Origin of the sequence: Micromonospora sp. NBC_00389 (assembly GCF_036059255.1) — a bacterium.
Lineage (GTDB): Bacteria > Actinomycetota > Actinomycetes > Mycobacteriales > Micromonosporaceae > Micromonospora.
Map to the genome: position 1 here is coordinate 938,271 of NZ_CP107947.1, position 25,621 is coordinate 963,891.

The 25,621-nt window shown below is 66.6% G+C and carries 31 protein-coding genes and 1 tRNA gene; 19 read left to right on the plus strand and 13 right to left on the minus strand.

Annotated elements, in window-relative coordinates:
• Positions 1–11: 11 nt before the first annotated feature.
• Complete coding sequence (locus OG470_RS04465) at positions 12–170, minus strand: hypothetical protein (protein ID WP_328421043.1); 159 nt, start codon at positions 168–170, stop codon at positions 12–14.
• On the opposite strand from OG470_RS04465, the gene OG470_RS04470 reads away from it, so the two are divergent.
• Positions 169–684, plus strand: a complete 516-nt coding sequence (locus tag OG470_RS04470; protein WP_328421045.1) for a protealysin inhibitor emfourin — start codon at positions 169–171, stop codon at positions 682–684. The two genes, OG470_RS04465 and OG470_RS04470, sit on opposite strands and share 2 nt — an antisense overlap.
• Before the next feature lie 11 nt (positions 685–695).
• On the opposite strand, the gene OG470_RS04475 is transcribed toward OG470_RS04470, so the two are convergent.
• The 5 genes from OG470_RS04475 to OG470_RS04495 form a co-directional block, all read right to left on the minus strand.
• Positions 696–1,334, minus strand: coding sequence for a histidine phosphatase family protein (locus tag OG470_RS04475; RefSeq protein ID WP_328421047.1), 639 nt, complete (start codon positions 1,332–1,334; stop codon positions 696–698).
• Between the two features lie 67 nt (positions 1,335–1,401).
• A complete protein-coding gene (locus OG470_RS04480) occupies positions 1,402–2,067 on the minus strand; it encodes a DUF998 domain-containing protein (protein ID WP_328421049.1) in 666 nt (221 codons plus the stop codon).
• 11 nt (positions 2,068–2,078) lie between these two features.
• The gene (locus OG470_RS04485) at positions 2,079–2,498 is read right to left on the minus strand and encodes a VOC family protein (RefSeq protein ID WP_328421051.1); all 420 of its coding nucleotides are present in this window, start codon (positions 2,496–2,498) and stop codon (positions 2,079–2,081) included.
• 35 nt (positions 2,499–2,533) lie between these two features.
• Entirely contained in the window at positions 2,534–2,932 is a 399-nt protein-coding gene (locus OG470_RS04490) for an AraC family transcriptional regulator (protein ID WP_328421053.1), read from the minus strand.
• Positions 2,933–3,031: 99 nt separating this feature from the next.
• Positions 3,032–3,940 (minus strand): hypothetical protein, encoded by a 909-nt coding sequence (locus OG470_RS04495; protein ID WP_328421055.1) that lies wholly within the window; start codon positions 3,938–3,940, stop codon positions 3,032–3,034.
• Positions 3,941–4,231: 291 nt separating this feature from the next.
• Between OG470_RS04495 and OG470_RS04500 the strand changes: the two genes are divergently transcribed.
• Complete coding sequence (locus OG470_RS04500; protein ID WP_328421057.1) at positions 4,232–4,567, plus strand: hypothetical protein; 336 nt, start codon at positions 4,232–4,234, stop codon at positions 4,565–4,567.
• Positions 4,568–4,745: 178 nt separating this feature from the next.
• Entirely contained in the window at positions 4,746–5,195 is a 450-nt protein-coding gene (locus OG470_RS04505; protein WP_328421059.1) for a hypothetical protein, read from the plus strand.
• Between the two features lie 133 nt (positions 5,196–5,328).
• Here OG470_RS04505 and OG470_RS04510 read toward each other — a convergent pair whose 3' ends face one another.
• Positions 5,329–5,709: a hypothetical protein gene (locus OG470_RS04510; protein WP_328421061.1), complete on the minus strand. Its 381-nt coding sequence runs from the start codon at positions 5,707–5,709 to the stop codon at positions 5,329–5,331.
• A gap of 337 nt (positions 5,710–6,046) precedes the next feature.
• On the opposite strand from OG470_RS04510, the gene OG470_RS04515 reads away from it, so the two are divergent.
• Both OG470_RS04515 and OG470_RS04520 read left to right on the plus strand, forming a co-directional pair.
• Complete coding sequence (locus tag OG470_RS04515) at positions 6,047–6,175, plus strand: hypothetical protein (RefSeq protein ID WP_328421063.1); 129 nt, start codon at positions 6,047–6,049, stop codon at positions 6,173–6,175.
• 281 nt (positions 6,176–6,456) lie between these two features.
• Positions 6,457–7,059, plus strand: a complete 603-nt coding sequence (locus tag OG470_RS04520; RefSeq protein WP_328421065.1) for a hypothetical protein — start codon at positions 6,457–6,459, stop codon at positions 7,057–7,059.
• 1,758 nt (positions 7,060–8,817) lie between these two features.
• Here the strand turns inward: OG470_RS04520 and OG470_RS04525 are convergent.
• On the minus strand, positions 8,818–10,095 hold the full coding sequence (locus OG470_RS04525; protein ID WP_328421067.1) for a Fic family protein: 1,278 nt from the start codon (positions 10,093–10,095) through the stop codon (positions 8,818–8,820).
• 948 nt (positions 10,096–11,043) lie between these two features.
• On the opposite strand from OG470_RS04525, the gene OG470_RS04530 reads away from it, so the two are divergent.
• Positions 11,044–12,741 (plus strand): Eco57I restriction-modification methylase domain-containing protein, encoded by a 1,698-nt coding sequence (locus tag OG470_RS04530; protein ID WP_328421069.1) that lies wholly within the window; start codon positions 11,044–11,046, stop codon positions 12,739–12,741.
• Here the strand turns inward: OG470_RS04530 and OG470_RS04535 are convergent.
• The 4 genes from OG470_RS04535 to OG470_RS04550 all read right to left on the minus strand — a co-directional run bounded on the left by OG470_RS04535 (position 12,732) and on the right by OG470_RS04550 (position 16,736).
• Positions 12,732–13,553, minus strand: coding sequence for a PaeR7I family type II restriction endonuclease (locus OG470_RS04535; RefSeq protein WP_328421071.1), 822 nt, complete (start codon positions 13,551–13,553; stop codon positions 12,732–12,734). The genes OG470_RS04530 and OG470_RS04535 overlap by 10 nt on opposite strands.
• Before the next feature lie 716 nt (positions 13,554–14,269).
• A complete protein-coding gene (locus OG470_RS04540) occupies positions 14,270–15,082 on the minus strand; it encodes a hypothetical protein (RefSeq protein WP_328421073.1) in 813 nt (270 codons plus the stop codon).
• 110 nt (positions 15,083–15,192) lie between these two features.
• Complete coding sequence (locus OG470_RS04545; protein ID WP_328421075.1) at positions 15,193–15,948, minus strand: glycosyltransferase family 2 protein; 756 nt, start codon at positions 15,946–15,948, stop codon at positions 15,193–15,195.
• Complete coding sequence (locus OG470_RS04550; RefSeq protein ID WP_328421077.1) at positions 15,945–16,736, minus strand: GntR family transcriptional regulator; 792 nt, start codon at positions 16,734–16,736, stop codon at positions 15,945–15,947. Before OG470_RS04550 ends, OG470_RS04545 begins: the two co-directional genes overlap by 4 nt.
• A 153-nt stretch (positions 16,737–16,889) precedes the next feature.
• Here OG470_RS04550 and OG470_RS04555 point away from each other — a divergent pair, with 153 nt between their 5' ends.
• The 13 genes from OG470_RS04555 (at position 16,890) to OG470_RS04615 (ending at position 25,428) form a co-directional block, all read left to right on the plus strand.
• Positions 16,890–17,207, plus strand: a complete 318-nt coding sequence (locus OG470_RS04555) for a hypothetical protein (RefSeq protein ID WP_088951025.1) — start codon at positions 16,890–16,892, stop codon at positions 17,205–17,207.
• Positions 17,208–17,499: 292 nt separating this feature from the next.
• On the plus strand, positions 17,500–18,393 hold the full coding sequence (locus tag OG470_RS04560) for a hypothetical protein (protein WP_328426135.1): 894 nt from the start codon (positions 17,500–17,502) through the stop codon (positions 18,391–18,393).
• 83 nt (positions 18,394–18,476) lie between these two features.
• Complete coding sequence (locus tag OG470_RS04565) at positions 18,477–19,349, plus strand: FtsK/SpoIIIE domain-containing protein (protein WP_328421079.1); 873 nt, start codon at positions 18,477–18,479, stop codon at positions 19,347–19,349.
• On the plus strand, positions 19,346–19,555 hold the full coding sequence (locus tag OG470_RS04570; RefSeq protein WP_328421081.1) for a hypothetical protein: 210 nt from the start codon (positions 19,346–19,348) through the stop codon (positions 19,553–19,555). The genes OG470_RS04565 and OG470_RS04570 overlap by 4 nt, the downstream gene beginning before the upstream one ends.
• Positions 19,556–19,641: 86 nt before the next feature.
• The gene (locus OG470_RS04575) at positions 19,642–20,082 is read left to right on the plus strand and encodes a DUF6197 family protein (protein WP_328421083.1); all 441 of its coding nucleotides are present in this window, start codon (positions 19,642–19,644) and stop codon (positions 20,080–20,082) included.
• Positions 20,079–20,378 (plus strand): hypothetical protein, encoded by a 300-nt coding sequence (locus OG470_RS04580; RefSeq protein ID WP_328421085.1) that lies wholly within the window; start codon positions 20,079–20,081, stop codon positions 20,376–20,378. The genes OG470_RS04575 and OG470_RS04580 overlap by 4 nt, the downstream gene beginning before the upstream one ends.
• Complete coding sequence (locus OG470_RS04585) at positions 20,375–20,785, plus strand: RRQRL motif-containing zinc-binding protein (protein WP_328421087.1); 411 nt, start codon at positions 20,375–20,377, stop codon at positions 20,783–20,785. Before OG470_RS04580 ends, OG470_RS04585 begins: the two co-directional genes overlap by 4 nt.
• Positions 20,782–21,078, plus strand: coding sequence for a hypothetical protein (locus tag OG470_RS04590; protein WP_328421089.1), 297 nt, complete (start codon positions 20,782–20,784; stop codon positions 21,076–21,078). Before OG470_RS04585 ends, OG470_RS04590 begins: the two co-directional genes overlap by 4 nt.
• Positions 21,065–21,901 (plus strand): DUF2637 domain-containing protein, encoded by an 837-nt coding sequence (locus tag OG470_RS04595; RefSeq protein WP_328421091.1) that lies wholly within the window; start codon positions 21,065–21,067, stop codon positions 21,899–21,901. The genes OG470_RS04590 and OG470_RS04595 overlap by 14 nt, the downstream gene beginning before the upstream one ends.
• Entirely contained in the window at positions 21,898–22,161 is a 264-nt protein-coding gene (locus OG470_RS04600; protein WP_328421093.1) for a hypothetical protein, read from the plus strand. The genes OG470_RS04595 and OG470_RS04600 overlap by 4 nt, the downstream gene beginning before the upstream one ends.
• The gene (locus OG470_RS04605) at positions 22,161–23,957 is read left to right on the plus strand and encodes a replication initiator (RefSeq protein ID WP_328421095.1); all 1,797 of its coding nucleotides are present in this window, start codon (positions 22,161–22,163) and stop codon (positions 23,955–23,957) included. Before OG470_RS04600 ends, OG470_RS04605 begins: the two co-directional genes overlap by 1 nt.
• A gap of 32 nt (positions 23,958–23,989) precedes the next feature.
• Positions 23,990–24,187 carry a helix-turn-helix domain-containing protein gene (locus OG470_RS04610; RefSeq protein ID WP_328421097.1) on the plus strand — a complete coding sequence of 66 codons (198 nt, stop codon included), beginning with the start codon at positions 23,990–23,992 and terminating at the stop codon, positions 24,185–24,187.
• On the plus strand, positions 24,187–25,428 hold the full coding sequence (locus OG470_RS04615) for a tyrosine-type recombinase/integrase (protein WP_328421099.1): 1,242 nt from the start codon (positions 24,187–24,189) through the stop codon (positions 25,426–25,428). Before OG470_RS04610 ends, OG470_RS04615 begins: the two co-directional genes overlap by 1 nt.
• A gap of 73 nt (positions 25,429–25,501) precedes the next feature.
• On the opposite strand, the gene OG470_RS04620 is transcribed toward OG470_RS04615, so the two are convergent.
• A tRNA-Thr gene (locus tag OG470_RS04620) sits at positions 25,502–25,578 on the minus strand.
• Between the last annotated feature and the right edge of the window lie 43 nt (positions 25,579–25,621).

Sequence of the window (25,621 nt, forward strand, 5' to 3'; positions counted from 1 at the left end):
GACGGGGGTAGTCACACATGTAGATATAACGATGTGTTGAAGAAAAGAGAAGCCCTGGACCGCTCCCAGACATCGACAATGGCCGTTCGGATGAGGGCCTTGACAAGGGAACCGGCGACCGGGGCCGCGCGTCCGAGCGGCATGAGACCCGCCTCGACGAACGGCGTCATGATCGCGCTCCTGGTCGCCGCCCTGGCCGGCTGCACCAGCGCCGACCCGGCCGGCAGCACCCCGGACCGGCCCCCGGCCACCGCCGGCCCGACCTCGACCGCCCCGGCCACCGACACCCCGCCGGCGACCACCGCCCCCACGGTGAGCCCGGGTACCGGGGCCACCAGCGCGGCTGCCCGGGTGATGCTGTTCCGCTCCGGCGGCTTCGCCGGCCGCGGCGACGCCGTGACCGTCGAACCCGACGGCCGGTGGACGATGGTGGACCGGGCCGGCAGCCAACGTACGGGCCGACTCGACCCCGCCGACCTCGGCCGGCTGCACGGGCTGGCCGCCGATCCCCGACTGGCCGCCGAGGCCCGCCGCCCGACCACCACGACTCTCTGCGCGGACGCGTTCAGCTACCGGCTGACCGTCGGCACGGTCGAGACCGGGTACGTCGACTGCCCGGCCGACACCGCCCCGCCGCCGGCCACCCAGGCGCTGGTGGAGCGGCTGCTACGCGTCACCGGCTGACCGCCCGACGCTCAGATCAGGTAGTCCGGGGGCAGGCCGGTGCCGCGCAGCTCCGGCGGCAGGTGCGCCACGTCGTTGACGGCGACCAGGTTCGGCGGCCCGGCCGGGCCGTACCGGATGACGGTCAGCCCCGCGTTGTGCAGATTCAGCCCCAGCCACCGCCGTTCCGGCGCGTCGAGGGCGTGCCGGACCAGCCAGGCGATCAGGAAGTTGTGCGTCACGACCAGCTCACGGACCGGCCCGGCGCCATCCGCGCCGTCGGTGCCGTCCGCGACCGGGCCGGCGAACCGCAATACCGCCGCCGCCGTCACCCGCGGCCCGTCGACCCGTTCGGCCGCCGGGAACTGGGCCAGGAATTCGGCGTACGCCGGAGGCAGGCCGGCAGGCTCCGTGTCGTGCGGGAGGTGGTCGCCGGCCAGCTCCGTCGCGTACACCGGAACCCCGGGCAGCGACGCGGCGACCAGCTCGGCGGTCTCCGCGGCCCGGCGCAGTGGCCCGTGGTGCACGGCGGCGAACCGCCGGCCCCGCAGCCGCTCGCCGAGCAGCCTGGCCTGCCGCCGGCCCCGCTCCGAGAGGCCGGCATCCGGCTCGCCGGGTTCGGTCAGGTCCTGCTCGCCGTGTCGGGCCAGATACAGCAGCCGGGTGATCATGTCTCACACCTCAGCACACCGGGAGGCACGGGAACTCCCCGTGCCTCCCGGTGTGACGGCAACCGGCTCAGTCCACCCGGCCGGACGCCGCTCGCGCGAAGGTGACCGACACCCACAGCCAACCGACCGTCACCGCCAGGCCGAACGCCACCATGACGGCCGGCGCCGGCCGGACCATCAGCGCCACCCAGGCCACCGCGAAGAAGGCCCCGGTCGCCAGGCTGAACCCGGCCCGACCCACCAGCCCACGACGCGCGGCCCGTCGGCCGGCGACCACCGTCGCCACGATCAGCGAGACGAAGGCGACCGCCGCCACCAGGAAGTGCAGGCCACCGTGCCAGCTGATCTGGCCGGCACCCCGGGGCGTGCCGACGGGGAACCCATCGGCCGGGTCGGCGCTGAAGATCGCCGCCCCCACCAGGCCCAGCCCGTACAGGGCGAGCAACCGGGGCACCCAGACCGAACCGGTGCCGGTGGAGCGCCGGAGCGCCCCGGCGGCCAGCACGCAGAGCACTCCGGTGACCAGGAACGTGGCGATCTGGATCCAGCCCAGCTCACCGGTGCTCAACACACTGACCGGGTGCCGCCGGAAGTCGAAGCCATCCCGGGTGAGCCCCTGGAGCAGCGCCGAGCCGGCGAAGATCGGGCCGGCGAGCACCCCGCCGGCCAGCAGCGCGCGGTCCAGGCCAGCGACCACCGGTCGGACCCCGGGAAGCGGAACGGCCTGGCTCATCGGTCCGCCCCTCAGGCCCGAGGGAACATCTGGCCGATGCGGATCCGGTTACCGAACGGGTCCCGGATGCCGAAGTCGATCCCGTACGGACGCTCAGTCGGCTCGTCGGTGATGTCGACCCCCTTGGCCACCAGGTCCTCGTGCGTCTTGTGGGCGTCGTCGGTGGTCATGAACAGGGCGCCGCCCAGCGCCCCCTTGGTGAGCAGTTCCCGGACCTGCGCCGCGGTGGCCGGGTCCATCGCCGGCGGACCCGGCTTCTCCAACAGGATCTCGCGCTCCGGGTCGCCGGGCAGGTTGACCGTCAGCCAGCGCATGAAGCCGAGGTCCTGGTCGGTGTTGAGCTCCATGCCGAGCTTGTTCACGTAGAAGTCGAGTGCCTCGTCCTGGTCGAGGACGTAGATCTGGGAGCGGCTGATCGCGTTCATCGTCATGTCAATCACGCTAGACGGGGACCGTGACCTGCTGCTTATCCAAAACTGCTGGGTCTGGTCCAGGCCTTGGTGAAGCAGGACGGCACGTTGGTCGGCGCGGCGCGGCGGCGGAAGTCCGTCGGTGACTCCCCGACGATCTGCCGAAACGTCCGGCTGAACGTGCCCAGGCTGCTGAAGCCGACCGCGAAGCAGATGTCGGTGACGTCTCGCCCGGTCTCCACCAGCAACGACATCGCCCGCTCCACCCGCCGACGTTGCAGGTAGCGGTGCGGGGTCTCGCCGAAGGTGGCTCGGAAGGTCCGGATGAAATGCGCCTCGGAGACGTGCGCGATCCGGGCCAGCGCCGGGATGTCCAACGGCTCGGCGTACGCGCGGTCCATCGCGTCCCGAGCACGCAGCATCGCCCGGTTCGACTCCTCCACGGCGCGACTCATCCGTCCTCGTTTCGCTCTTTCTCCCCCGGCCGGGCTGCCCAGCTCAGGTTACCGCTGGCCCTCGGTGTCACCCGCACGCCGACGCGGCCGGCCCAGGGGCTAACCGCCGTGCGGGGCGATGATCTCGGCGAGCGCCTGCTCGAACTGCTCGTGCAGGTATACCTGCACGTAACTGCCGGTCAGGTCGATGGCGAGCGCTTCGGCCGCGGTCAGATCACGCGGGTTGCCGCTGGCCGTCTCTCCTGACCCGAACTCGCCGACGGCGGGCAAGCCGGGGAACGGTGGCTGCGGCCGGTGGTAGATCTCCGGATCGGCGGGGAAGTAGCCGAGCAGTTGCCTGTCGTTCCCGACCAGGTGCCATCGCCCGGTAGAGATCGCCTCCTCGTCGCAGTACCTGACGATGCCGGTAGCTGCCGCAGTGAGGCCGGCGGTCGGGTTCCGCAGCGGGTACCGGCCGCGGATCAGACCGAAGGCGGTGCCGAAACGGTTCCGGCAGACCAGCACGACCAGGTGGTAGTCGTGGTTGCCGGTGGCTACGGCGATGATGTCACCAATGCGGGCGCGGGCCTTCGCCCGCCTGAGCTTCGGCGCTATCGCGGTGAGACGGGCGGCCTCCGCCGAGTCCAGCAGGGCTGGGCCGACCTGACGAAGCGCCTCAAGCACCACAGCGGCGAGGTCGACGCGGGTTACCGGCCCACCCGAGCCGGCCCGCCACCATCGGTTGAAGGCCGCTGAGGCCGCGACGTATGGGCCATCATTGAGGTCACCAAGAACATCGGTGTTACGGGCGCGTGCGCGTGGACGCTCGACGAAGCCCACAATCTCGTCCGGATGGCCGTCGGCCAACGCGTCACCGGGCAGCGTTCGGGCTCCCTCGCGCAGAATCTCCAGCAGTTCCACCAGCTGGGGTGCGCGGCCGGCATCTTCCTCGAAGGCATCGAGCACCTCCCGAAAGCCATCAGCCAGCAACGAAGTCGCCGGCACCCGGCCATTCGAGGTCGCATCCACGGGCCGCACCCTAGCTCTGGCGGGACCAGCCCGCTGTCAGCTGTAGACCCCGCAGCCGGCTCGCGACAACACTCGATGCGCATTTCCCGGTGAAATTGGAGCCCTCGGCCGGGGTCGAACCGACGACATCTCGCTTACAAGTTCTGGGCGGAGCGTCCAGGCCGGTTCGCGCATGTCTCGGACCTCGGGCGGTGGTCCGCCGCTGTCCGGCTGAGCCCCTCCCCAGAGCCCCCTGGGTGCCCCAATTCGTCGGCCCTGTCGCTGCTAAAGGCTTCGGGTGACAATGGCGAGGTGCTGACCTACGTCCGTTGGTACTGGCCGAATGACGACCTCTGGAACTACGAGGAACTGGACGCCGATCGGTGGGCGCTGCGTCACGTTGAGCTGCGCGGGTCGGACGGGGTCTTCCTGGCGGCGGCGTCGCTCGCCGAGGTGCTCACGGCTCGTGACTCAGGGACCGTGGGCGCCGTAGCCGAGTACGAACGCCGGTACGGCGTTGTGCCGGAGGCCCCGCTCCCTCCACCTACCGACGCATTGGAACCTGCCCTGGAAAGCGTGTCTCCCGGGGAGTTCGAGCGCCTGTGGCGGGATGCTCGCCGGCAACTGGAACAGCAGACCGGAATCTGACCCGTTCGTCCCGAAAGAACGATCACTGAGGGGTGAGCTGCGCGAGCAGCCGGGCTGAGCTGCCGGTACGGTCCGCCAACGTCCATGGGTGTCCATCCATGCTCGCGTCCGTCGTCACCCAGTTGGTCACTCAATCGCGGGCGTCAGACGTTGAAGCGAATCGTGCCATCATCGTGCCGTGAGTCACCCGGACGAACTTGACGACAACTGGCTCAACGGCGAGGAAATCACCTGTCCGGAGTGCCACGAACGCCTTTACCGTCTCGATCACTCACCGCTGTTGGACTGCTACTTCCTCTACTGCGACAGCTGCCCAATGCGGGTGGATGTCAGTTACTACGACAGCACGTGTATCGCCATCGCGGATGCGCTTCCTGCCCGGGACGGGACCCGTTCCACGCTGATGGACGCAGTTGAAGCGCGACTACGACGGTGTGACTGCGGCGGGCGGTTCCGGGACTCGGCTCTTCGGCGCTGCCACCGGTGCTCCGCCGTCCTGACGGCCATCAGTGCGCCCTCCGGTGTCGACGTCTGGCCAGGCTGGTGGACGGATGAGACGGACACGGACTCCATCGCAGAGGAGTTCACCGCCAGGTACTTCCGCACGGAGGACCTCTGGAAGCACTGACGCCGCCGGAATCAGTTGCCGGCCCAGACGGCCTTGACACTGCGGCCTCGGTTGATGTTCGACATGATCGCCCCGGCGTCATGTCGAGCCCGAGCCTCGCAGCAAGGGCGGACGTTTGGCCGGCTGCGTGTGTCTAAAGCGGATCCAGACGCAGCCGGCCGTCCGGTGAGTAGAAGTACCGGCGTACATGCGGAGCCCAGTCGTCAATCTTCGGGTCTTCCCACTGCGATAGCCACTCAGACAGATGCGCGTGCTCGTCGGTGCATCCGTTGTCCAAGAGCCACTGAAGCGTTTCGCGCCTGCCCGCTCCGAAGATGGCCTGGGCATCGAAGCCAATGCCCAGGTCCATGTCACCTGTGCGGAACTTCGCTCCATACAGGCGGGGCGAGTCCGCGGGATCGCCGATCAGGAACAGCAGGAAGGCTGCTACGTAAATCTGCTCGTACTCGTCGCTCTCGCCCGTGTCCGGACCTTCGCGCCACGCTCTTTCGAGGTCGAAGATCTCGCGGAGCATCGCGTGGTGGGGGCCAGGACCATCTACGTCAACCATCCGGAGCGCTTCCCGACGTGCAGCCGGACTCGAGACGTCCAACGACTTGGCCATGGGTGAACGCTAGTTGGAGGACGGCTCATCGGCATGAGCGGGGACGCGTCGCCGAGGCGGTGCGACGGCCGGTCCGCGCAGACCTTGGACGGCCAGCGTTGTCGTGATCATGTAAAGCATCAATCGAGACCGCAGTGTCAACCATCATGCGAGCCCAGGCATCCCCGGCAGCCGGCCGCCCCGCTACGAGAAGGGTCGGACTGGTGCCCGCCTGCACGATCTATGGCACACCGTCGTATCGCTACCGATGGAGATGGGCGTTCCGCCACATGTCGTCCAGGCCATCGCCCGACACGCCGACGTGAAGATCACCCTCAAGGTCTACGCTCACGCCAACGTCGACGCGATGCGTCAGGCGCTTGGCGAACTCTCGTGAGTCCCGTTCCGGTCAACCGGTCGACTCACGGCAGTGCCCGTCGGGAAAAGCCTGGTGGAATTGGAGCCCCCGGCCGGGATCGAACCGGCGACATCTCGCTTACAAGCTCTGTGCAGCGCATCCGAGCTCGTCCGGGAACGGTCGCCGACTCGGAAGATGGTCCGTCCCTGCCCCCGTCGGTGCGTCCGCGTTCGGGGAGGTTGCTGTCAGCGTTGCTGTCGACAGCGGCTAGGTGGGGAGCGCCGGACGCGACTGTTGCGGGGACCCGTCACAATTGCCGGATGACCGAATCCGAGGTTGATCTGCTGCCCGGAGAGCGGATCCTCTGGGAGGGCCGCCCGCTCCGCCATCGACTGTTCTGGGCACCGGACGTGCTGCTGATCCCCGTCAGTCTCCTATGGTTCGGGTACGCCGTGTTCTGGGAAGCGTCGGTCCTCGCCGCGCGGGTCGCCGGGGACCGACCCCCGCCGGTGTTCATCGTGCTGTGGGGGATTCCCTTCGTGCTCGTCGGCCTGTATATGGTGGTCGGACGATTCGTCGTGCGAGCCGTCGCGTCCCGCCGCACCCGGTACATGCTCACCGGCCTCCGGGTGGTGGCCATCGGCGGACTGTCCGGCAACCGGACCACCTGGGCCTATCTACGGTTGCTGCCGCCGCCGGTCGTGGCCGAGCGGCCGGACCGGTCAGGCAGCCTGGCCTTCGGCGCCTTTCCCGGCGTGCTCGACGCCTTCAACCCGAGGAACGGTCTGCGGGGATGGGCCAGAGAACCGTCGACCACCCCGATGCTCTTGCACATTCCAGACGTGCGTCGCGTCCGCGACCTCGTGGCAGGGGCCCAGGCCGAGCGGGACTGGTCGGCCGACTTTCCACGACGAGCAGGTTGAAGGGCTCCCTCGGCAGGGACGACCCCCGCCGGGGGGATGCGGTCTCAAGCTGTCGGCCGCTGCCACCTGGTCGCGGCCTGCCTCGACGAGCAGGTGCCGGGCGTCGTCGGTTCACGTTCGCGGTCGACCCGCACCGACGCTCCCGCTGCCTTGTTGCTGCCTCGCTGCCGGTCAGCGTTGCTGTCGACAACGCCCAGCGGGCCGGTCCGATGCACACTCTCGGTCGCTGGCTCGACTGCCTGTCGTCGGATACTTGACAGAGTACGGTTTCGGGACGCCGTAGCGTCCATTCATGGTTGACCGCTGGGCGGCTATGGGCTGGAAGCTCGTCGAGGAACCCGCGAGCTCGGGCAGCCGGCCTGCCGAGCCCAAGCTTCATCGCCCAGATCCTGCCGATCCAACCCGTGCAATGTGCGGACGCAAGCTGGACCCTGTGGCTCCCAAATTCACGGCCCGTCCGCGCTCAGTGCCTGCCTGCGGCAAGTGTGGGGCCCTGGTGGCTGTGGCTCGGAGACAGGACGAGAGGGCCACGGGTGTTACGGCGCGACGCAATAAGGCCGGCAAGGGGAAGTCCCGTAAGGCGGAACTCTCGCTCAAACAGCAGATTGCGCGGCAGCGGCGAGCCTCTCGCGCAGCTAGACGCGCAGAGGAGGCCGACCGGCTCGACCGTCAGCGTGGCCAGGGCTCCTCGATACGGACCGTTAGCGGCGGACTTCCTACGCTCGGCCGTCACCACCGCTGAGGCTCGCCAAGGAGGCATCCGGTTCGAACCCTGAACCCCTCTCGGTTCCGGTAGATCGTCGTTAACCGTACCAATCCGTGCCGTGACCAGCAGGAAGTCTGCCAACGTTTGCCAGCGCTTGTCGCTGCTTATCGTTGCCAGTTGTGCCGGACCTGTGCCCGGCGATCTTGCTCGTGGCCACAGCCACCCTCGATCGAGCTTCACTTCGGTCTGTAGGCAGCCAAGCCCAGCTCTGGCATGCTCGCAATCTGGGCTGGGCGCAGAGACGGAGCAACGTGTGACGATGAACGATCGCAATCCGGACAGAACGGCGTCCCTCAGCAAGAAATTCGATGAGTACGTTCTCGGCGGTATCCCACGGCTGAGACGGCTCGGCTACAACCCGTTCCAGTTCTTGGAAATGGTCGAGCGCTACAGAGGCGCCGTCGGCGCGACGAAACATCTCTTGGCGGATCCGAGGCATACTTCGTACGGCTTCCAGCGGCTTCTTGAACTTGGGCGCCTCGAAGACACCCGTCGAGTTTGCAGCCTGCCTGCCATGGTTCACCGAGCTGTTTTGGCCCAGAGAGCTCAACGAGGCGAGAGCCCGCCTGATCGTCCACGAGTTTCCGATCGATGCAAGGCTCGCCGCGGCTGCAGCCTCACCCCCTGAGTGGGTGGCAGACCTTTGACCGGCTACGCCAGCTAACAGTCAACCTTTCAGCCCGGCGCTTGCTCGATCGCGTAGTTCGGTGCAGCATCCCGACATGGTCGACGCCTTCGGCTTCATCGCCGACCTCGCGCCCTGGCCCCGGTGGATGCCCTTCGCACTCGCGATTCAGCAGGCGCCATGGTTGCCTGGTGTGCACCTCGCGCGTCGAACAGCCACCGGGCCGCTGGTCTACGTCGGCATGGCAGGTGAGCGGGGTCAGGGCATCAAGGGCCGTCTTACGGTCTACTACCGCGGCAAGGCCGCCGGATCGGTGCACTTCTACCGGGCTGACCCATTGGAGAAGCGGAGACCGGCCGTAGCCCATCTAGCCGCTAAACTGCTTGATTGCTTCGCCCAAGTCCGGAATCGGATCGAAAACATAGCGCTTCCCCGACTTCCTCTTGGTCAGTAACCCCATTGATTCAAGGCCGATGAGGTCGCTCCTGGCAGTTTCGGTTGATACCCGGTGCGATGTCTTGTGCGATTGAACACTGTAGCGGGTTGTAGGATTCTTAAGGGCATGCTGAAGAAGCGCCAGTTGGCGAGGATTGAAGTTCTCAGCCGACTGCCGTAGAGTCCTTCTCACTTCGCGAACTTCTGCCATCTTGTGCGCCAGGTAAGCATGCAACTCATCGATGGCCCGATGGAGCACGTTCAGATTGTAGATAAAGAAGTAGGTAAGGTCGTTCTCGTCAGTCTCGGTGTATAAAAACGATCGCGCATACTTACCCGGAGCTCGTTTGAGAATTCGGGATACACTCAAGAACTCTGTCAGCCAGTAGCCCTGGTTGAGCATTGACCAGTAGAAGAGCGCCCGCGCTGTGCGGCCGTTGCCATCCTCGAATGGGTGCTCGTACCCGATCATAAAGTGGATGACCAACGCACGCAGCGCTCCCGGGAGATAGCCGGTATCGGACTGGGCATTGGCGAAATCGCAAAGCCTTTGCATGCGCTCCGGCAGCTGATCTGCGGGCGGCGGCGAGTGCAGCAGTTGGTTCTCTTCGGCCCAGACTGCGACTCGATCTTCCTCCGGCAACTGGAAGCGCCCCGCGGCATCCGAGTTTTCTAGCGTACCTTCAGTGACAATCTTATGAATCTCGCAGATGAGGTCGATTGTTAGCTTCTCATGGCGCAATTCACCAATCCGCTGCATCGCATGGAAGTTGTTTAGGATCATCTGCTCACTTCGGTCCCGCGGCTGACGTCCCGAACGGATCATGTCACGAGCGACTTTCCGCGATGTGGATGCCCCTTCGAGCTGGCTCGACGTGATCGCTTCTTCGATAAGCTGGCTGACTAGGTACCGATCACGCGTGGCAGGGTCAGTCACCTGCTCACTCAAACGGATCTGGCCACTTGCATAACTTGCTATGTAATCCGTCTGTTTAAGCACTTCATCCGGCAGGGCATAGACAAAGGGGTGCCCAGCTTTGTCTACGAGCGGTATACGCCGATACATGCCTCTACGGGCGAATTTCGTGGCCACCCACCACTCTTCAACCGCAAGGTCGTGGGGTGGCCTCTTGTATCGAATCTCGTCCCAATGCAGGTAGCGCTGGCTTGAGACTCCATCCGCAGCGTAGAGGGTGAAGATGCGCGCCATGAGCTCACTGTCGCCCGACGCAAGGACCTCCCGAGTGAGGTCATCTATAGACGGCGGGGGCATGGGTGTCTTCATTGGCTACCTGCCATGATCTCGTTTGCTGCAACTTTAGCAGCAACTAGCAGCAACACTCGGATGTCCGGCCGAGTGGCCGGCCTTGTCGCAGCTAACCGAGCCACCCCTTCAAGGCGGGCGATGATCGTGCGCGCTCCTCGCCTGCCCGCCTGCTAGGGCTGCGATGCATGCCTCGAGTCTTGTCCTCGAAACGCCGCGCAGTGTTGCTACCAACGATCTGCTAGTTGCTCCCAGACTGGCAGCAACGCACGAGCCCCCGCGAGCCCCTCGAGTCTTGCCCTTGAAACCCCGCCCAGTGTTGCTACCAACGATCTGCTAGTTGCTCCCAGACTGGCAGCAACGCACGAGCCCCCGCGAGCCCCTCGAGTCTTGCCCTTGAAACCCCGCCCAGTGTTGCTACCAACGATCTGCTAGTTGCTCCCAGACTGGCAGCAACGCACGAGCCCCCGCGAGCCCCTCGAGTCTTGCCCTTGAAACCCCGCCCAGTGTTGCTACCAACGATCTGCTAGTTGCTCCCAGACTGGCAGCAACGCACGAGCCCCCGCGAGCCCCTCGAGTCTTGCCCTTGAAACCCCGCCCAGTGTTGCTACCAACGATCTGCTAGTTGCTCCCAGACTGGCAGCAACGCACGAGCCCCCGCGAGCCCCTCGAGTCTTGCCCTTGAAACCCCGCCCAGTGTTGCTACCAACGATCTGCTAGTTGCTCCCAGACTGGCAGCAACGCACGAGCCCCCGCGAGCCCCTCGAGTCTTGCCCTCGAAAGAACCGACAGAGTTGGGAGCCGGCGACCGGCTTATCGGCCACCCTTCGCCTGGTCATGTGGGTCCTGTGTCGCGCTTAGTAGCACATGTAGCCGGTGTCGTACCCTCGGCCGATGAGCATTTCGGCGAGGGGCGAGGCCGTCCCGCTTGATTCAGGGATGGCGGCTCTAGCGCCCATCCCGGCTGAAGCGGTCGAACACGGCGAAGTCTTCACACGGCGATGGATCGTCGAGCTCATCCTCGACCTCGCCGGCTATACCGCAGACCGTGACCTCGCCAACCTCGTCGCCGTGGAGCCGGCCTGCGGCGCCGGTGCCTTTCTCGGGCCTATGGTCGAGCGCTTGAGCAAGTCGTGCCGCCTCCGGGGTCGATGCGTGACCGATGCTGGGGCTGCCCTCCGCGCTTTCGATCTCCTCCCCCGCAACGTCGAGGACAGCCGCCGCCTGGTGGAGAAGGTCCTTCTCGGCGACGGATGGTCCGCCGAGGACGCGGCAGCGCTGGCCGCAGGCTGGGTGCAGGAAGGCGACTACCTTCTGCGCGACAGGGGCAACGATGCTGTGGACTTCGTCCTCGGAAACCCTCCCTACGTCCGGTTAGAGGACGTGCCGGTGGATCGGATGGCCGCATACCGTGCCGCCTGCCCCACCATGGTCGGACGCTCGGACATCTACGTCGGGTTCTACGAGGTCGGACTGCGGTCCCTCAAGGTGGGAGGGGTACTCGGCTTCATCTGTGCTGACAGGTGGATGCGCAACCAGTACGGAAGGCACCTGCGAGAACTCATCGCAGCGCACTACAGCGTTGACGGGACGATCATCATGCATGACGTAGACGCCTTCGACGAGCAGGTCTCTGCCTACCCTGCGATTTCTATCGTCCGGCGAGGTCAGCAGGGCCCTGCGGTGGTCGCCGACACTACCCGCGCCTTCGGTCCCACTGATGCCACGGCCCTACTTACATGGATCCAGCAGCAGGAAACTCAGTCGGTCTCGAACGATCGGTTCGAGGTCAGCCGCCTGCCGCATTGGTTCGAAGGCTCGGAGTCTTGGCCGAGCGGCTCGCCGGCGACCCTCGCCATGATCGAGGACTTGAATGACCGCTTTCCGCTGTTGGAGGACCCAGCGACCGGCACCCGTGTTGGCATCGGCATCGCCACCGGCGCCGACGCTGTGTTCGTGACAACCGCCGCAGACGTCGAACCCGACCGCCTGCTTCCGCTGTCGATGGTCCGGGACACGGTCTCCGGGACGGTGTCCTGGTCCGGCCACTACCTCGTCAATCCTTGGGATGCTGGCGGGGTCGTTGACCTAGACACCTACCCGCGGCTTCGGGCCTACTTCGATGAGCATGGCGACGCTCTGCGCAAGCGCCACATCGCTCAGAAGCGGCCCGCGAATTGGTATCGAACCATCGACAAGGTGGACCCCAGCCTGACTGCAAGGCCGAAGCTCCTGTTCCCAGACATGAAGACCCAGATTCATCCGGTGCTGGAGGGGGGCGGCCTTTACCCGCATCACAATCTGTATTACATCGTGTCGGATGAGTGGGATTTACAAGTTCTGGGCGGTTTACTCCTGTCTGCGGTCGCGGAAGCCTTCGTGGCCGCTTATGCGGTTAAGATGCGCGGCGGCACGCTTCGCTTCCAGGCCCAGTACTTGCGCCGCATCCGCGTGCCCCGACCAGACATGATTTCAGCCAAGGATCGTGTGGCGCTCGCAGACGCTTTTGATCGCCGAAACAGGCGGGCGGCCACGGAAGCCGCCCTGCGCATCTACGGCATCGGTGATCCAGGAGCGTTGACCTATGGGTAGTACCGCTTTACCTGCGCAGTGAGCTCCGCCGCGAAGCTCTCATAACCCAGCGCCTCTTCGTCCAGCTCCCACCAGGCGAATTCATGGACACACTCCAGGAATCCAGTCCTTAGCTGCGGGCACTTTTTGGGATCGACTACGCCAGGGCAGTCCGGTCTGCTGGTAGCAACCGCCCACGCCGAGTCATAGTGCCCATCTTCCACTAGGCGTTGGCTCAGCAAACGTACCCGATCGACATACGACCAGTCTGCAAAATAAGCGTCCCTTGTATAGCGGCTAGCATCTTTCCCGGCCTCGCTCCTGCGGGAAAAGATGTCGTCCTCGATCATGAAAGCGTATCCAACCCAGGGATTTCCCGGGATCAACCCAGCCTTTCGCGCACGGTCGAAATCAACAGCACTACCGATAGCCTCTTCGGCTCGGTTATTGGCATTGTTCCCATACGACGGACCGTTTTGGCTTTTCAGCTCAACAACCACGATCGGGGCGTCGTCGTGATGAACCACCAAATCCCATTGTTTCGTGGGTCGGTAGTAGCCCGGAAGTGTCGTGTTCTTCGGGGTACCCACCCGGCGGGACGGGTCTCCAACCGGCGCCTTGTACCACACCTGATTGAGCGGTGCTCCTGCGTCGAAACAAACCTTCGCTAAAAGTCTGGCAACTTCGTCTAGGTGACCACCCGACGTCACGTCAGCTCTGCCCCCAGCATCCTGCACCTTGCCTCGTTCGGTCTGCTGGCGTGCTGCTCGCTTCCGGCTAGTCCAGTAGGCAAACATGGCGGCGTCGACATCGCGCTCTTGCTCGGGAGTCATACTCGTCCTCGGCGCTTTCATCTCTTCTGGACAGAGCGAGCATGATAGCCCTCGGCGAACCTGCCATCCCGTCTGCCATCGACCCGCCCTTCTGGGGAGCGGGCCGCCGCCCGGCCCGCCACGTCAAGACGGCCTTGACGCAGGTTCGGACGCTGGCGGGTCGGGCGGTGGTTTGCTCGGCTTGCCCGGGTCGAGGGCAGGCGGGATGGCCTACCGCAACCACTCACGAACCGTGACCCGCCGGTGGAGCCGCGGCCATCCTGGAGCCGGAGCGCCCCCGCCGGAGGCGCAGTAACCGCAACCCCGCGACCGTTGCCAGCTCCGCCGACGCGGCCGACGTGCACTCTCCTACGCCGCGCGGGCTCGTGGCCGCGCGGCCCGGCCGGCTGCCGGCCCACCCCACATTGGTCAACGGTCTGTCATTCTGCTGCGGCCCGCGGGCTTCCCGCTGTCCGCGCCAGCCGCCGGGCGTTTGGCGTGGTCCGGCCCTGGCGCAACGCAGAGGGGCCGGGCCGCGCGCCCTGGCGGCGGCGCGTGCGGCCCGCTTGTCGGGCCGCCTTGAAGACGTACAGAAACTTTGCACAACATCGCCGGCAGTCGGCCTGTCGTGTCACGGGACATGCTTGACAGTGGCGTCCCACCAGATGCTTGACATGATCGGCTTCGGCTTCGGCGCGGTGCGGCGACCGCCGCGTGTTACCAGGGCTGAACCACCGTCACTGCTTCTTCCATCGAGCGGTCAACTGCTCGTACTGCGCAACCAGCTCGTCACGGGTCGCTCCTCCGCCGTACACCGAACTCCACAGCAGGTCGCGGAAGCGCAGGTAGTCGAGGTCCTCCGGGGTCGCCTTCAGGTCATCCTCAAGCGGCCAACCTCTGCTCGCCATGTACTGCTCGCCCGAAGCCCTAACGTCGGCCATACGCACCACGCGTTCGAAGTCTCCGAACGCCGGATCGTCAGGGTTGATGACGGGCAGAATCTCCGCCTCTGGTGTGAAGCCCAGACCCGCGAACAGCCCCAACACGGCGTCCTCCATTACCGGGAAGCCTTCGTCATCCCACGTGAGAAGTGCCGTGGTGGCCTCCGTCGGAGGCGTCCGGCCTGCTTCCACCGCCCACGTACGCAGCGTGTCTACCGCGAGGTGCGTGTCAACGGGTTCGGGCCTACCCTCCACGTGCTCGTACCCGCACGGCTCATTGGTGTTCGGCAGGTGCAGCGAGAAGCTGAGGCCCGTAGCAGTTCGGCCCTCCAACTGGGCGCAATCGCTGTTGGACACATATGCCGCCAGAGCTGGAGCCGCCGTGGCCGCCACCAGACCGTCCACCCCCGCAGACAACCGCAACCGCTCGGTGCAGAACGGCGCGACGCCCATTCGCTGCCAACCCTGGCCCAGGTCGTAAAGCCCGAGCTTGTTGCCCCATGGACCTGGCGTGGCGAAGGAAGAGCCGAACGCCTCGCGCACCCCCGGCTGCGTGGGAAGCGTGGCGGTCGTCGGCTTTGCCAACAGCAGCGTCCCGAACCAACCCATAGGCCGAACCCTACGGCGTAACGAGACCTAGGCCGACAAGCATGTCCTGTGACGGACACGCCGGCCGTCCGGCCGCCATCCGTGCGAACGACCGCTAGGCGCTGCGCAAGTCAGGCGGCGCTGGGCAGGAGGAGGGATCGCAGCGCGATCGCCCGAGACTCGATGAGCTGCATGCGGAGTTGCCATTCCGCGGTTGCCGTCCAGTCGGCCTGTGCGGTGATTTGGTCCGGGTGCTTCCGATACAGCAACCCTGGTTGGTCGATGAAGTACCCGTCGACAACTACCGAGGCCGCGAGCAGTAGGCCGGTGTCTTCGCCGCCGGGTAGGGCCATCCAGCCGCCTAGTGCAAGCGAGAGGTCCCGTCGGATGCAGAGCGTTGCTGGGTGCACGGGTAGCCGATAGCCGTTGTCGTGAAAGTAGGACAGCACCTCGGCCCGGTCGAGTCTGCCTCCCGCCGGGTCGGCATGCTGCCAACTCACCGTTGACCCGTCAGGCATCAGGTCAAGGACGCTTGATGTTGTCCACCCAATGTCAGGGCGAGAGCTAAGAACTCCGATCTCGCGTGCGAGGGCGCCGGGTGTGAGCTGATCGTCGGCATCTAGGACCCGCAGTAGTGAGCCCTGGCTCCGCGCCATCGCCATGTTGCGGGCGACTCCAGGGCCGCCCGCTTTGCCGGTCGCGCCTAGGACGCGCGAGTCTTGGGGTAGAGCGGCCTCGACATCTCCTGTACGGCCATCCTCCTGCACCAGCCATTCCCAGGCCCAGCCGTCGGGCATCTCCTGTGCCCGCAGTGACTCGTAGGAGTCCGCAAGATAGGGGATGCTCGGCCCGTGGACCGGGGTGACTACGGAGATCAGTTTTCTCACTCCGACCACCTCGCCAGCTTCGTTGTGTAAACAAACTCAGTTCGGTCACCTGGTAAAACGACGTTCGACACCTCGACCACGCAGTCGCTCGTGTCGATAGATATCTTCCGAAGGATCAGCACTGAGACCCCCGGCGGCAGCTTCAACGCCTCGGCTTCCTCCGGCCCCGGAGGCCGCGCAGTGATCTCGTCAACGATCCGATCTAGCTCGATCCCGATGCTAAAGAGCTGGTTCTGCGTTCCGCCCGGCCACGGCTCGTTGTGAGCATCAAGCAGCGCTGGATTCTCGGCAACGACGTCGTACACCATGTATGAAGTGTTGAGGCTCAATGGCGCGTTCTCTCGTCGTGAACCTGTTCGGTAGACGCGCTCAAGCATCTTGGCACCCACCGGGACACTGAACAGTCGGCCCAGCTCGACGGTCGCAGGAACGGTCCGGTACTCCGCCGAGAACTCAAGGTCCTGCATGGTCAATCCCGTGTCGCGTTCCGTCGCGCCCGTGCGACGTCTCTGGGACTCGGGTAGCCGCGCTCGGTCCTTCTCCCATTGGTACCGCTCCGGCGATCGCCGCACACGTTGACGTGGTGCCCGAACGAACGTGCCTCGTCCGTGGCGACGATCTACCAGCCCTTCGGCCTCTAGGGCGTCCAGGGCTTGCCGCACGACCGGAAGGCTGACCTCGTAGTCGGCCTTCAACTTTTGTTCGTTTGGCAGCTTGAATTCCGGTGCCAGCTCGCCGGAATGGATCTTTTCCCGCCAGTCTGCGGCGATTCGCTCCCATTTAGCCACGGCTCCACCCTCCTTCGCTTCACCACCGAGTTTAGGTCTTCATGAAGTCTTGACGCGAGACATCCACCGTCGTAGCTTGTCTACACGTCTTCATGAAGACATGATGACGACGGAGTGCACCGACGAACGGTGCCCCAGCAGAAGGAGACAGCCTTGAAGCTGTACGTGGACACCACGAGCAAGCAGGTGACGGCGTCGAAGGACCCGGAGCCGAAGAACGACCAGAACGGCAATCAGAAGTCCGAGAAGAACACGGGCCGGCTCATGTGGTCTACCCAGGTCTTCGTGCTCGACGAGAACGGCGGGGAGGTCATCACCATCACCACGGCGGGTGAGAAGCCGAGCGTGAAGGTGGGCGACTTCCTGGCCGTCGAGCAGTTGGAGGCCATTCCGTGGGCGACCAACGGGCGTAACGGTGTCGCGTTCCGGGCGGTCTCGCTGAAGCCGAAGACTGGTTCTCCGGCCAAGTAGGTCCCTCGCACCGCTGTGCTGTGTGAGCCGCTGGTGTCCGTGGCTCGCGAAGCGGCCTGATGGTCCACTGAACCAATCCACTACATGGGTCCGGGAGTGCTTCTGACTCCTACATTCCCGGCCTGGTCATCACCTGTGGTGGTGGCATCCCCGTAAGAGCTGGCGCGGGGTCGGTCTGACTCCTACATCACCCGACCCCGTGCCTACCAACTCATCCGACCCAATGTGCTTGGGAGGACTCGTCGTGTCCAAGTCTAGCCCGCGCCGGTTCGCCGGCAGGTCAACCGGAACGGTGACGGTCATCGAGGCCAAGGTCCACCGTTCCTCCGCGCGCAACGCCAAGATGGCGTTCATCCTGACGGCGGTCATCGTCGGCCTTCTGTCGGCCGTGGTGGCCGCTTCCTACATCCACCCGATCCTCGCCGTCTTCGTCGGCGCGCTTATCGGCGTACCGACCGGCGGGCTCGTCTGGGTGCTCGTCCGCGTCTGGCCGATTATCCGGCTGCTGTGGTGGTGGACCCCGGAAACCATCCTCGGCGTCCTGCTGCTCACCGCGTGGGTGCAGCTGGCCAACCACACCCCCACATTGGTGACCCTGCTCGTGGTCGCCCTGGTCGTCGGCGTCCCCGCCGCCATCCGCCCGGTCCGCCGCCAGGTCAAAGCCTGGACCTGGTGCCTGATCGTCCGGCATCGGCTGCGCGTGTGCTTCGCGCAGTTCATCATCGCCAACCAGTCCGGCAGTCTGCCGCTGATCCTGTGGGCACGCCCCACCCCGGTTGGCGAACGGGTCTGGGTCTACCTGCGCCCCGGCCTGTCCGCGAAGGACCTGGAAGGCCGCCTCGACAAGATCGCGGTCACCTGTCACGCCTCCACCGTGCTCATCGAGCGCGCTTCGGAGAACAACGCCGCCTACCTGCGGTTCGACATCAAGCGCCGTGAGGTGCTGACCGCCCACGTCGGTTCCCCGCTGGTCGACGTGATCGACCCGGCCGCCCCCGTCTCGGCATCGCCGCTGACGGTCCCCACCGCCCTGGACCTGCCGGACGTCGACGCTCCGACGATCACCCTCCCCACCCAGGGCAAGCCCGCCGGCAAGAAGCCGGCCGCTACTACGGCCAACGGCAGCAAGCCCGCGGCTTCCTCCGCGTCGTCCGTGCCGGACGACGACACATCCGACTGGATCTGACCTACGCCCAACCCGGGACGCGGGGAGCCATTGCGGCTCGTTCGTGTGGCTCCTCGCGCCCACAACGCCCAGGAGGGCATCTCATGACCACCACGATTCCCACCACCGCTGCTGCGGTGCCGGTGGGTCCTGGCCTGTCGATGTTCGACCCGATCTTCATCGGGATCGACGAGTTCGGCCAACCCGTCTACCTGGACGTCATCTACCGCAACCTGCTCACCGCAGGCGAACCCGGCGGCGGCAAGTCCGGCCTGATCAACAACATCTGCGGCCACGCCGCTCTCTGCGACAACACCCGGCTCGTGCTCTTCGACGCCAAACTCGTCGAACTCGGCCCCTGGCGCGACCTCGCCGACGCGTTCATCGGCCCCGACATCGACCAGGGCATTGACGTGCTACGTCGCCTCCTGGTCGTGGCCACCAACCGCTACACCTGGCTCCTCGCTAACCGGCGCCGCAAGCTCGCCGACGGCGACGGCATGTCCGTCATCGTCACCATCATCGACGAACTCGCCATGTTCTCCACCGTGCTCGGCACCAAGGCCCAGCAGGAAGAGTTCTCCACCCTCCTGCGAGGGCTCGTGTCCCTCGGCCGGGCCTGCGGCATGCCCGTCATCGCCGCCACCCAACGGCCGTCGTGGGACATCATCCCCGCCTCGTTGCGGGACCTGTTCGGCTACCGGGCCGCATTCCGCTGCACCAGCTTGAACAGCTCAAACATCATCCTCGGTCAGGGCTGGGCCGAGCAGGGCTACACCGCCTCCGACATCTCGCCCACCAACCAAGGCGCGGCCTACCTCCTCGCCGAAGGCGGCGTACCCCGCCGCATCAAGGCCGCCTACCTCACCGACACCGACATCTACAACATCGCCGACTACGCCGCCTGGACCCGCCGCCCCACCAGCAGCAGCAGCGCCCCGGCGGTCAACCCCACCGAGTGGGAGATGGCGGCATGACCGCCCGAGAGCGCACCTACGCCCGCGCCAACAACCAGCGGGCCGCGCAATACACCGAACTGTGGATCACCGGCAGTCCCGAGGACATCGCCGCTCTGGTCCAGGCCGTCGCCCGCAGCGGGCGACTCGTCTTCGCCTCCGCACCCACCCGCATGCGGGGTGACGACAACCGGCACCGCCGCTACCTGCGGCTGCGCGCCCGATAGCCGGTCGACAGGACCAGTCAACGCCTGCCAGCAACCGCTGGTCCTGCCGACCCAACCAACAGCCCTACTGAAAGGACGTGGCTGCCATGAAGGCTACCCAAAACCCACCCACCGCAGCACCGATCACACCCGCTGACCTGCTGCGGATGGCTGCCCTCTATCTGCGCCGGCACGGCTGGCACCAGGGCACCTACTACGCCAACAGCACCAATAACCCGACCCCGCCGGCCTGCGCCGCCGGGGCTATTGGCATCGCCTGCGCCGGTTACCGCGTCGAGCACTTCTCCCAGCTCGACCCCGACGCGCTCGCCGACTACCTCACCGCCCTGGGCGTGTTCGTCGACTACCTCGACACCACCGCGCCCGTGTTCTTCGTCGACGAGGACGGCTACCTGCTCGACGAACACACCTCCCCCTACTCATGGAACGACGACCCTGCCCGCACCGCCGAGCAGGTCATCACCGCCCTTCAGGCGGCTGCCGACGAGTGGGACTCCCTCCACAGCGAGGGAGGCGAGAAGCGATGAGCACCGTCAAGAAGCCCTTGACGCCGAACCTGCCTCGGCAGAAGCGCCGCACCGTCGTGGAAAACGACGAGTTCGCCGCGTTCGGCCGCCGGATCATCCGCGCTCACGGCCGCCGCGTCGCCACCGGCGACGTCGAAGCACTTGGCGACCTGGTCGCCCTGTCGTCGGTCATTGACGACGCCATCGGTGAGGCCGTGATCGGCCTTCGGGCCTTCGGCTACTCCTGGTCCGAGATCGGCTCCCGACTCGGCATCTCCAAGCAAGCCGCCCAGCAGCGCTGGGGAGACAAGCCATGACCGACCTGCGCAGCGTCGACCTCGACAACCTGGCCGATCGCACCGGCATCCGGGTCGAGTTCTACGACCCGCTCGGCACCCGCTACGGGTTCCCCACCTTCCCCTACCACGCGGCACCTTCCGGACTGGCCACCGTGCGGCAACTCCGCGCCGCCGGCCTTCGCCCCAACGGACATGACCCGGTCGCCCAGATCTATTGGCGGCACCGCAAACAGCGCCGGGTCGCCTACCTCTACCGCCTCGACATGGCCGCACCCAAGCGCACCGCCACACCCGCACAGCGCGTGGCCATCGCCAAAGCCCTTCGCGCCCGCCGGACCTGCCGCGTCTGCGCCCAGGTCAAGCCCTACTACATCCCCCGCCGCTACGGCGAATGCCTCGACTGCCACGAAGGGAACCCGTCGTGAGCTTCCACCTGTCTGACCCCTGCCTGTGGTGCATCGAGGGCAGCTCGCCCGCCGGCATCCACGACATCCTCGGCCCGGTCTACAAGCCCTGCCCCGTCTGCCTCGGCCCCTGCGCCCTCTGCGAAGGCGACGGACTGTTCCCAGCCGACTTCGCCTGCCTGCCCTGCTTCCGCGAGCAGATGGCCGCCCTCGGTCTGGCCCCCATCATGTGCGCCCACTGCTCCGGCGTGGTCGACCTCATCCCCCTCGACGCCATCCCGGCTCCGGAGGTGACTCCCCATGGCCACCACTGACCCGACCGCCGTGACCGAGCAGTTCGCCGCCGAGTACGCCCGCAACGCCGTACCGACGATGCTCAAGGCGATCGGCTCCATCAAGCGGTACAACCGCTTCGTTCTGCTCGGCGCTTTGCTGACCAGCTACCTGCACCAGGCCCACTACCTGTGGACCCAGAACGCCGGCTACTTCGCCTACCTCGTGCCGCTGATCTTCGACGCCGCCATGGTGTCGATGCTGACCGTCGTCCGCACCTCCGGCATCGCCAAGGATGCGAAACGCGGAGCCATGGTCGTCTTCGCCGCCGCTGCCATGCTGTCGGCCACCATCAACTTCGCCTCCCCGGGCAGCCTCGGCCTACGCCTGGTCTTCGCCCTGGTCGTCGTCCTCGTCATCGGCGTCGAACTCGTCGCCGGACGCATCCGCCCCGACTTCGCCGCCATCCAAGCCGAAGCCGCCGCCCTCCTCGCCGCGATCAACGACCTCACCGAAACGGCACCGGCCACCGAGCCGACCAACACCCCGGCCGCCACGCCAACCGTCGACACCACGCCGGAACCTGCTCCGGTCGTCGACGCCCCGCCGGCACCGACGCCGGCCGCCATCACGGCACCTGCCTTCACCCCGATCCCGGTTGCCCGGCCCGAGGTTCCGGCGCACCTGATGCCCACCGCCCGCTTCGTCATCGGACGACACGAACAGAGCACCGGCCGACCCATCACACCGGATGAACTCGCCGGTCTGCTCTCGGTCACCCCGGACATCGCCCGGGAACTGCTGCACACCATCACCGGCCACACCCCGGCCGTCAACGGAACCCCCGTCGGTGGTGCCCGATGACCATCCACGTCGTCGACATTGAGCAGGTCACCCACACCTGCCCGGCGTTCGCTGAGGCGCACCCTTACGACACCCGACGCACCGTCATCCACGTCATCCCCGGCGGAGAATGCCGGACTCCGGTCACCATCCACTGCGGCGAGACGACCGCCGTCATCGCGTGTCACCGGCACGAACCGGCCGACCGCCAGTGCGGCGCCTGCCGCATCATCGTCACGCAACACACCATCACCAACCGACACCACGAGGTTGTCGGCTGATGGCTTCGACGCTGGACCTCACACCCCGCGCTTCGGCCCGGGGTGTGGGCTCGAACGCCGACACCATCACCCCCCACGTCGGCTACACCGCCGCCGGCTCCGCGTTCACCCGCGCCACCGCACCCGACTACTTCGGCTGGCTGGACCACGTCCGCGCCGCCGGCGGGTGCACCCGCCCCATCCGCCTCGCCGGCAGCCTGCTCACCGTCGAACCCGCCACCGGCCGACTCCTCGACGCTCGGCACACCGACGCCATGCCCGACGCCGCGATCTACAAGGCGTGCGGCAACCGTCGCGCCACCGTCTGCCCGACCTGCGCTGGCGTCTACCAACGCGACGCCTACCAACTCCTGCGCGCCGGCCTCGTCGGCGGCAAAGGCGTCCCCGAAACCGTCTCCCGCCACCCGGCCGTGTTCGCCACCTTCACCGCCCCGTCCTTCGGCCCCGTGCACGCCCGCGCGGTCAAGCGGCACACCTGCGCCAACCGCAAACGCTGCGACTGCCGACCCGACCCCTGCCACGCCCGCCGCACCACCGACCCCACCGCCGGACTCTGCACCCACGGCCGCCCTGCCGTGTGCTGGGCCAGGCACGAACCGGCAGACGCTGTCCTCGGCCAACCGTTGTGCCTGGACTGCTACGACCACGATCACCAGGTCGTCTGGAACGTGTTCGCCGGAGAGCTGTGGCGGCGCACCAAGCAAGCCGCGGAGCGCCACCTCGCCCAACTCGCCCGCCGACGCGGCATCCCCCCGGCCCACGTCGTCACGGCCTCGGGCAAGGTCCGCACGGTCGCCCCGGTCCGGCTGTCGCACGGCAAAGCCGCCGAGTTCCAAGCTCGCGGAGCGGTGCACTTCCACGCCCTGGTGCGCCTGGACGGCGTCGACCCCACCGACCCCACCGCCGTCGTCCCACCGCCGGCCGGGTTCACCGCCGCCGACCTCGACGACGCCATCCACCACGCCGCCACCCAGGTCGACTACACCACCCCGGCCCATCCCGACCAGCCCGCCGGGTGGCCCGTCGCCTGGGGCACCCAACTCGACATCCGCCCCATCAGCCTGACCGGAAGCGGTGAGGTCACCGACGGCATGGTCGCCGGCTACCTTGCCAAGTACGCCACCAAGAGCACCGAGGTAACCGGGCACCGCTCCGTCAGGCTCACCGCCGACACCATCGGCGACTACGCCGACCCCGACGGCGACCACACCGCCCGCCTCATCGACGCCTGCTGGCGCATCGGCCGACCCACCACCACACCCGTCCCGCTCTCGGATCGGCCCCGGGACCACCGGCCACGGCCCGGCTTCGTCCAACGCTGGGAATGCCCCGACTGCGGCACCCACACCCGCTACGCCGCCTGCCCCGTCTGCATCGCCCACCGTCAAGCCAGCCTTGACGCCGAACCCACGAAACCGGCCACGGGCAACCCATACGCCCGGCTGCGCCGCTGGGCACACATGCTCGGCTTCGGCGGCCACTTCCTCACCAAAGCCCGCCGCTACTCCGTCACCTTCCAACTCCTGCGCGACACCCGCGTCACCTACCGACGCAACGACGACCAGGACCAGGACGCCAACGACCCCATCAAAGCCGTCGACCACCTCGACGAAGACGACACGACGCTCATCGTTGGCACCCTCACCTTCGCCGGCGTCGGCTGGCACACCACCGGAGACGCGCTCCTTGCCAACACCGCCGCCGCCATGGCACGCGCCCGACAAGCCGCGGGCCGCGAAGAACTCGCCCACGAAATCGGCACCACCCCTGCCGATGCAGTGCCTGCCGCAGCTTGACCCCCGCCACGCCGCACGAGGAAGGCCAACCGATGGACACCCCCACTCCGATCACTCCTCGCGTGCTGCGCGTGGAGGAAGCAGCCCAAGCGCTCGGCATTGGTCGCTCGCTCGTCTACGACCTGATCCGCTCCGGCCGCCTCCGTTCCTTCAAGGTCGGGAGCCGCCGACTCATCCCGGCCGTCGCCATCGACGAAGTCATCGCCACGCTCACGGAAGAAGCCGCCTGATGCCCAGAGATCCCAAGCAGCGCCAATCCGCCGCCCGTCGCAATCCGAACGGCGAAGGCTCGATCTACCAGCGTTCCAGCGATGGCCGCTGGGTCGGGCAGGCATACGTGCTTAGCACCGACGGCACTCGCAAGCGCAAGTTCGTCTACGGCGCGACCTGGGAAGAAGCTCACGCCAAACTGGTCGATCTGAAATCCCGCTCCCAGCGTGGCATCCCTGTCCCCGACCGGGCCTGGAAGCTGGCCGACTATCTGCCCTACTGGCTGTCCGCCTACGTCAGCGACCTCAAGCCCACCACCGCGCGGGGATACGAAAGCGCGGTACGGCTGCACCTCGTTCCCGCTCTCGGCACCAAGCGCCTCGACGGGTTGCAGGTCCAGCACGTTAAGGCGTTCATGGACGAGTTCCGCCGCAAGTGCCTCTGCTGCACCAACGGTCTCGACAAGATTCGACCGGCTGAGCGACGCTGCTGCTCTGTCGGCCGGTGCTGCCAGCACTACCCCAGCGCTCGTCAGATCCAGTTCGTGCACGCGGTGCTTCGCAACGCGCTCCAACACGCCATGCGGGAAGAGTTGGTGTCGCGCAACGTCGCCAAGCTGGTCCGAATCCCTTCACCTCGTTACAAGGTCGGCAAAGGGCTCTCCGTCGACCAGGTACGAAAGATCCTGGCCGCCGCCGCCGGTCACCGGCTCCACGCGCTCTACGTCGTGGCGGCGACCATGGGCCTTCGTCGAGGTGAGCTGGTCGGCCTTCGCTGGTCAGATCTCGACCTGGACGAGGGCACGCTACGGGTGCAGCAGACCGTGCAGCGGGTTGCCGGGCAGCTCCACGTCCAGGACGCCAAGACCGAAGACTCGGAGGCGGTCTTGCCGCTGCCTGAGATCACCTGGATGACGCTCCTCGAACACCAGGAGCGGCAGCAAGCCGAGCGGGTCGCCCTCGCCGAGGTGTGGGAGGAACACGACCTCGTCTTTCCCTCGGAGCGGGGCACCCCCATGGAGCCCACCAACCTCAGCCGGTCGTTCGCCCGGCTCCGCCAGACCGCCGGTCTGCCTGGGGTCCGCCTGCACGATCTACGGCACACCGTCGTCTCACTGCTGATGGAGCTGGGCGTCCCGCCACACGTCGTGCAGGCCATCGCCCGGCACGCCGACGTAAAGATCACGCTTAAGGTCTACGCTCACGCCAACCTCGACGCGATGCGTCAGGCTCTCGGCAAGCTCGACGGAAAGCTCTCGTGAGTCCCGTTGCTGTCAGCGTTGCTGTCAATCGGTCGTCTCGCGGCAGTGCCGGTCGGGGAAAGCCTGGTGGAATTGGAGCCCCCGGCCGGGATCGAACCGGCGACATCTCGCTTACAAGGCGAGTGCTCTGGCCAGCTGAGCTACAGGGGCGCGCGCGTCGAAGCCAGCATAGCGACTGACGTCCGGATATCCC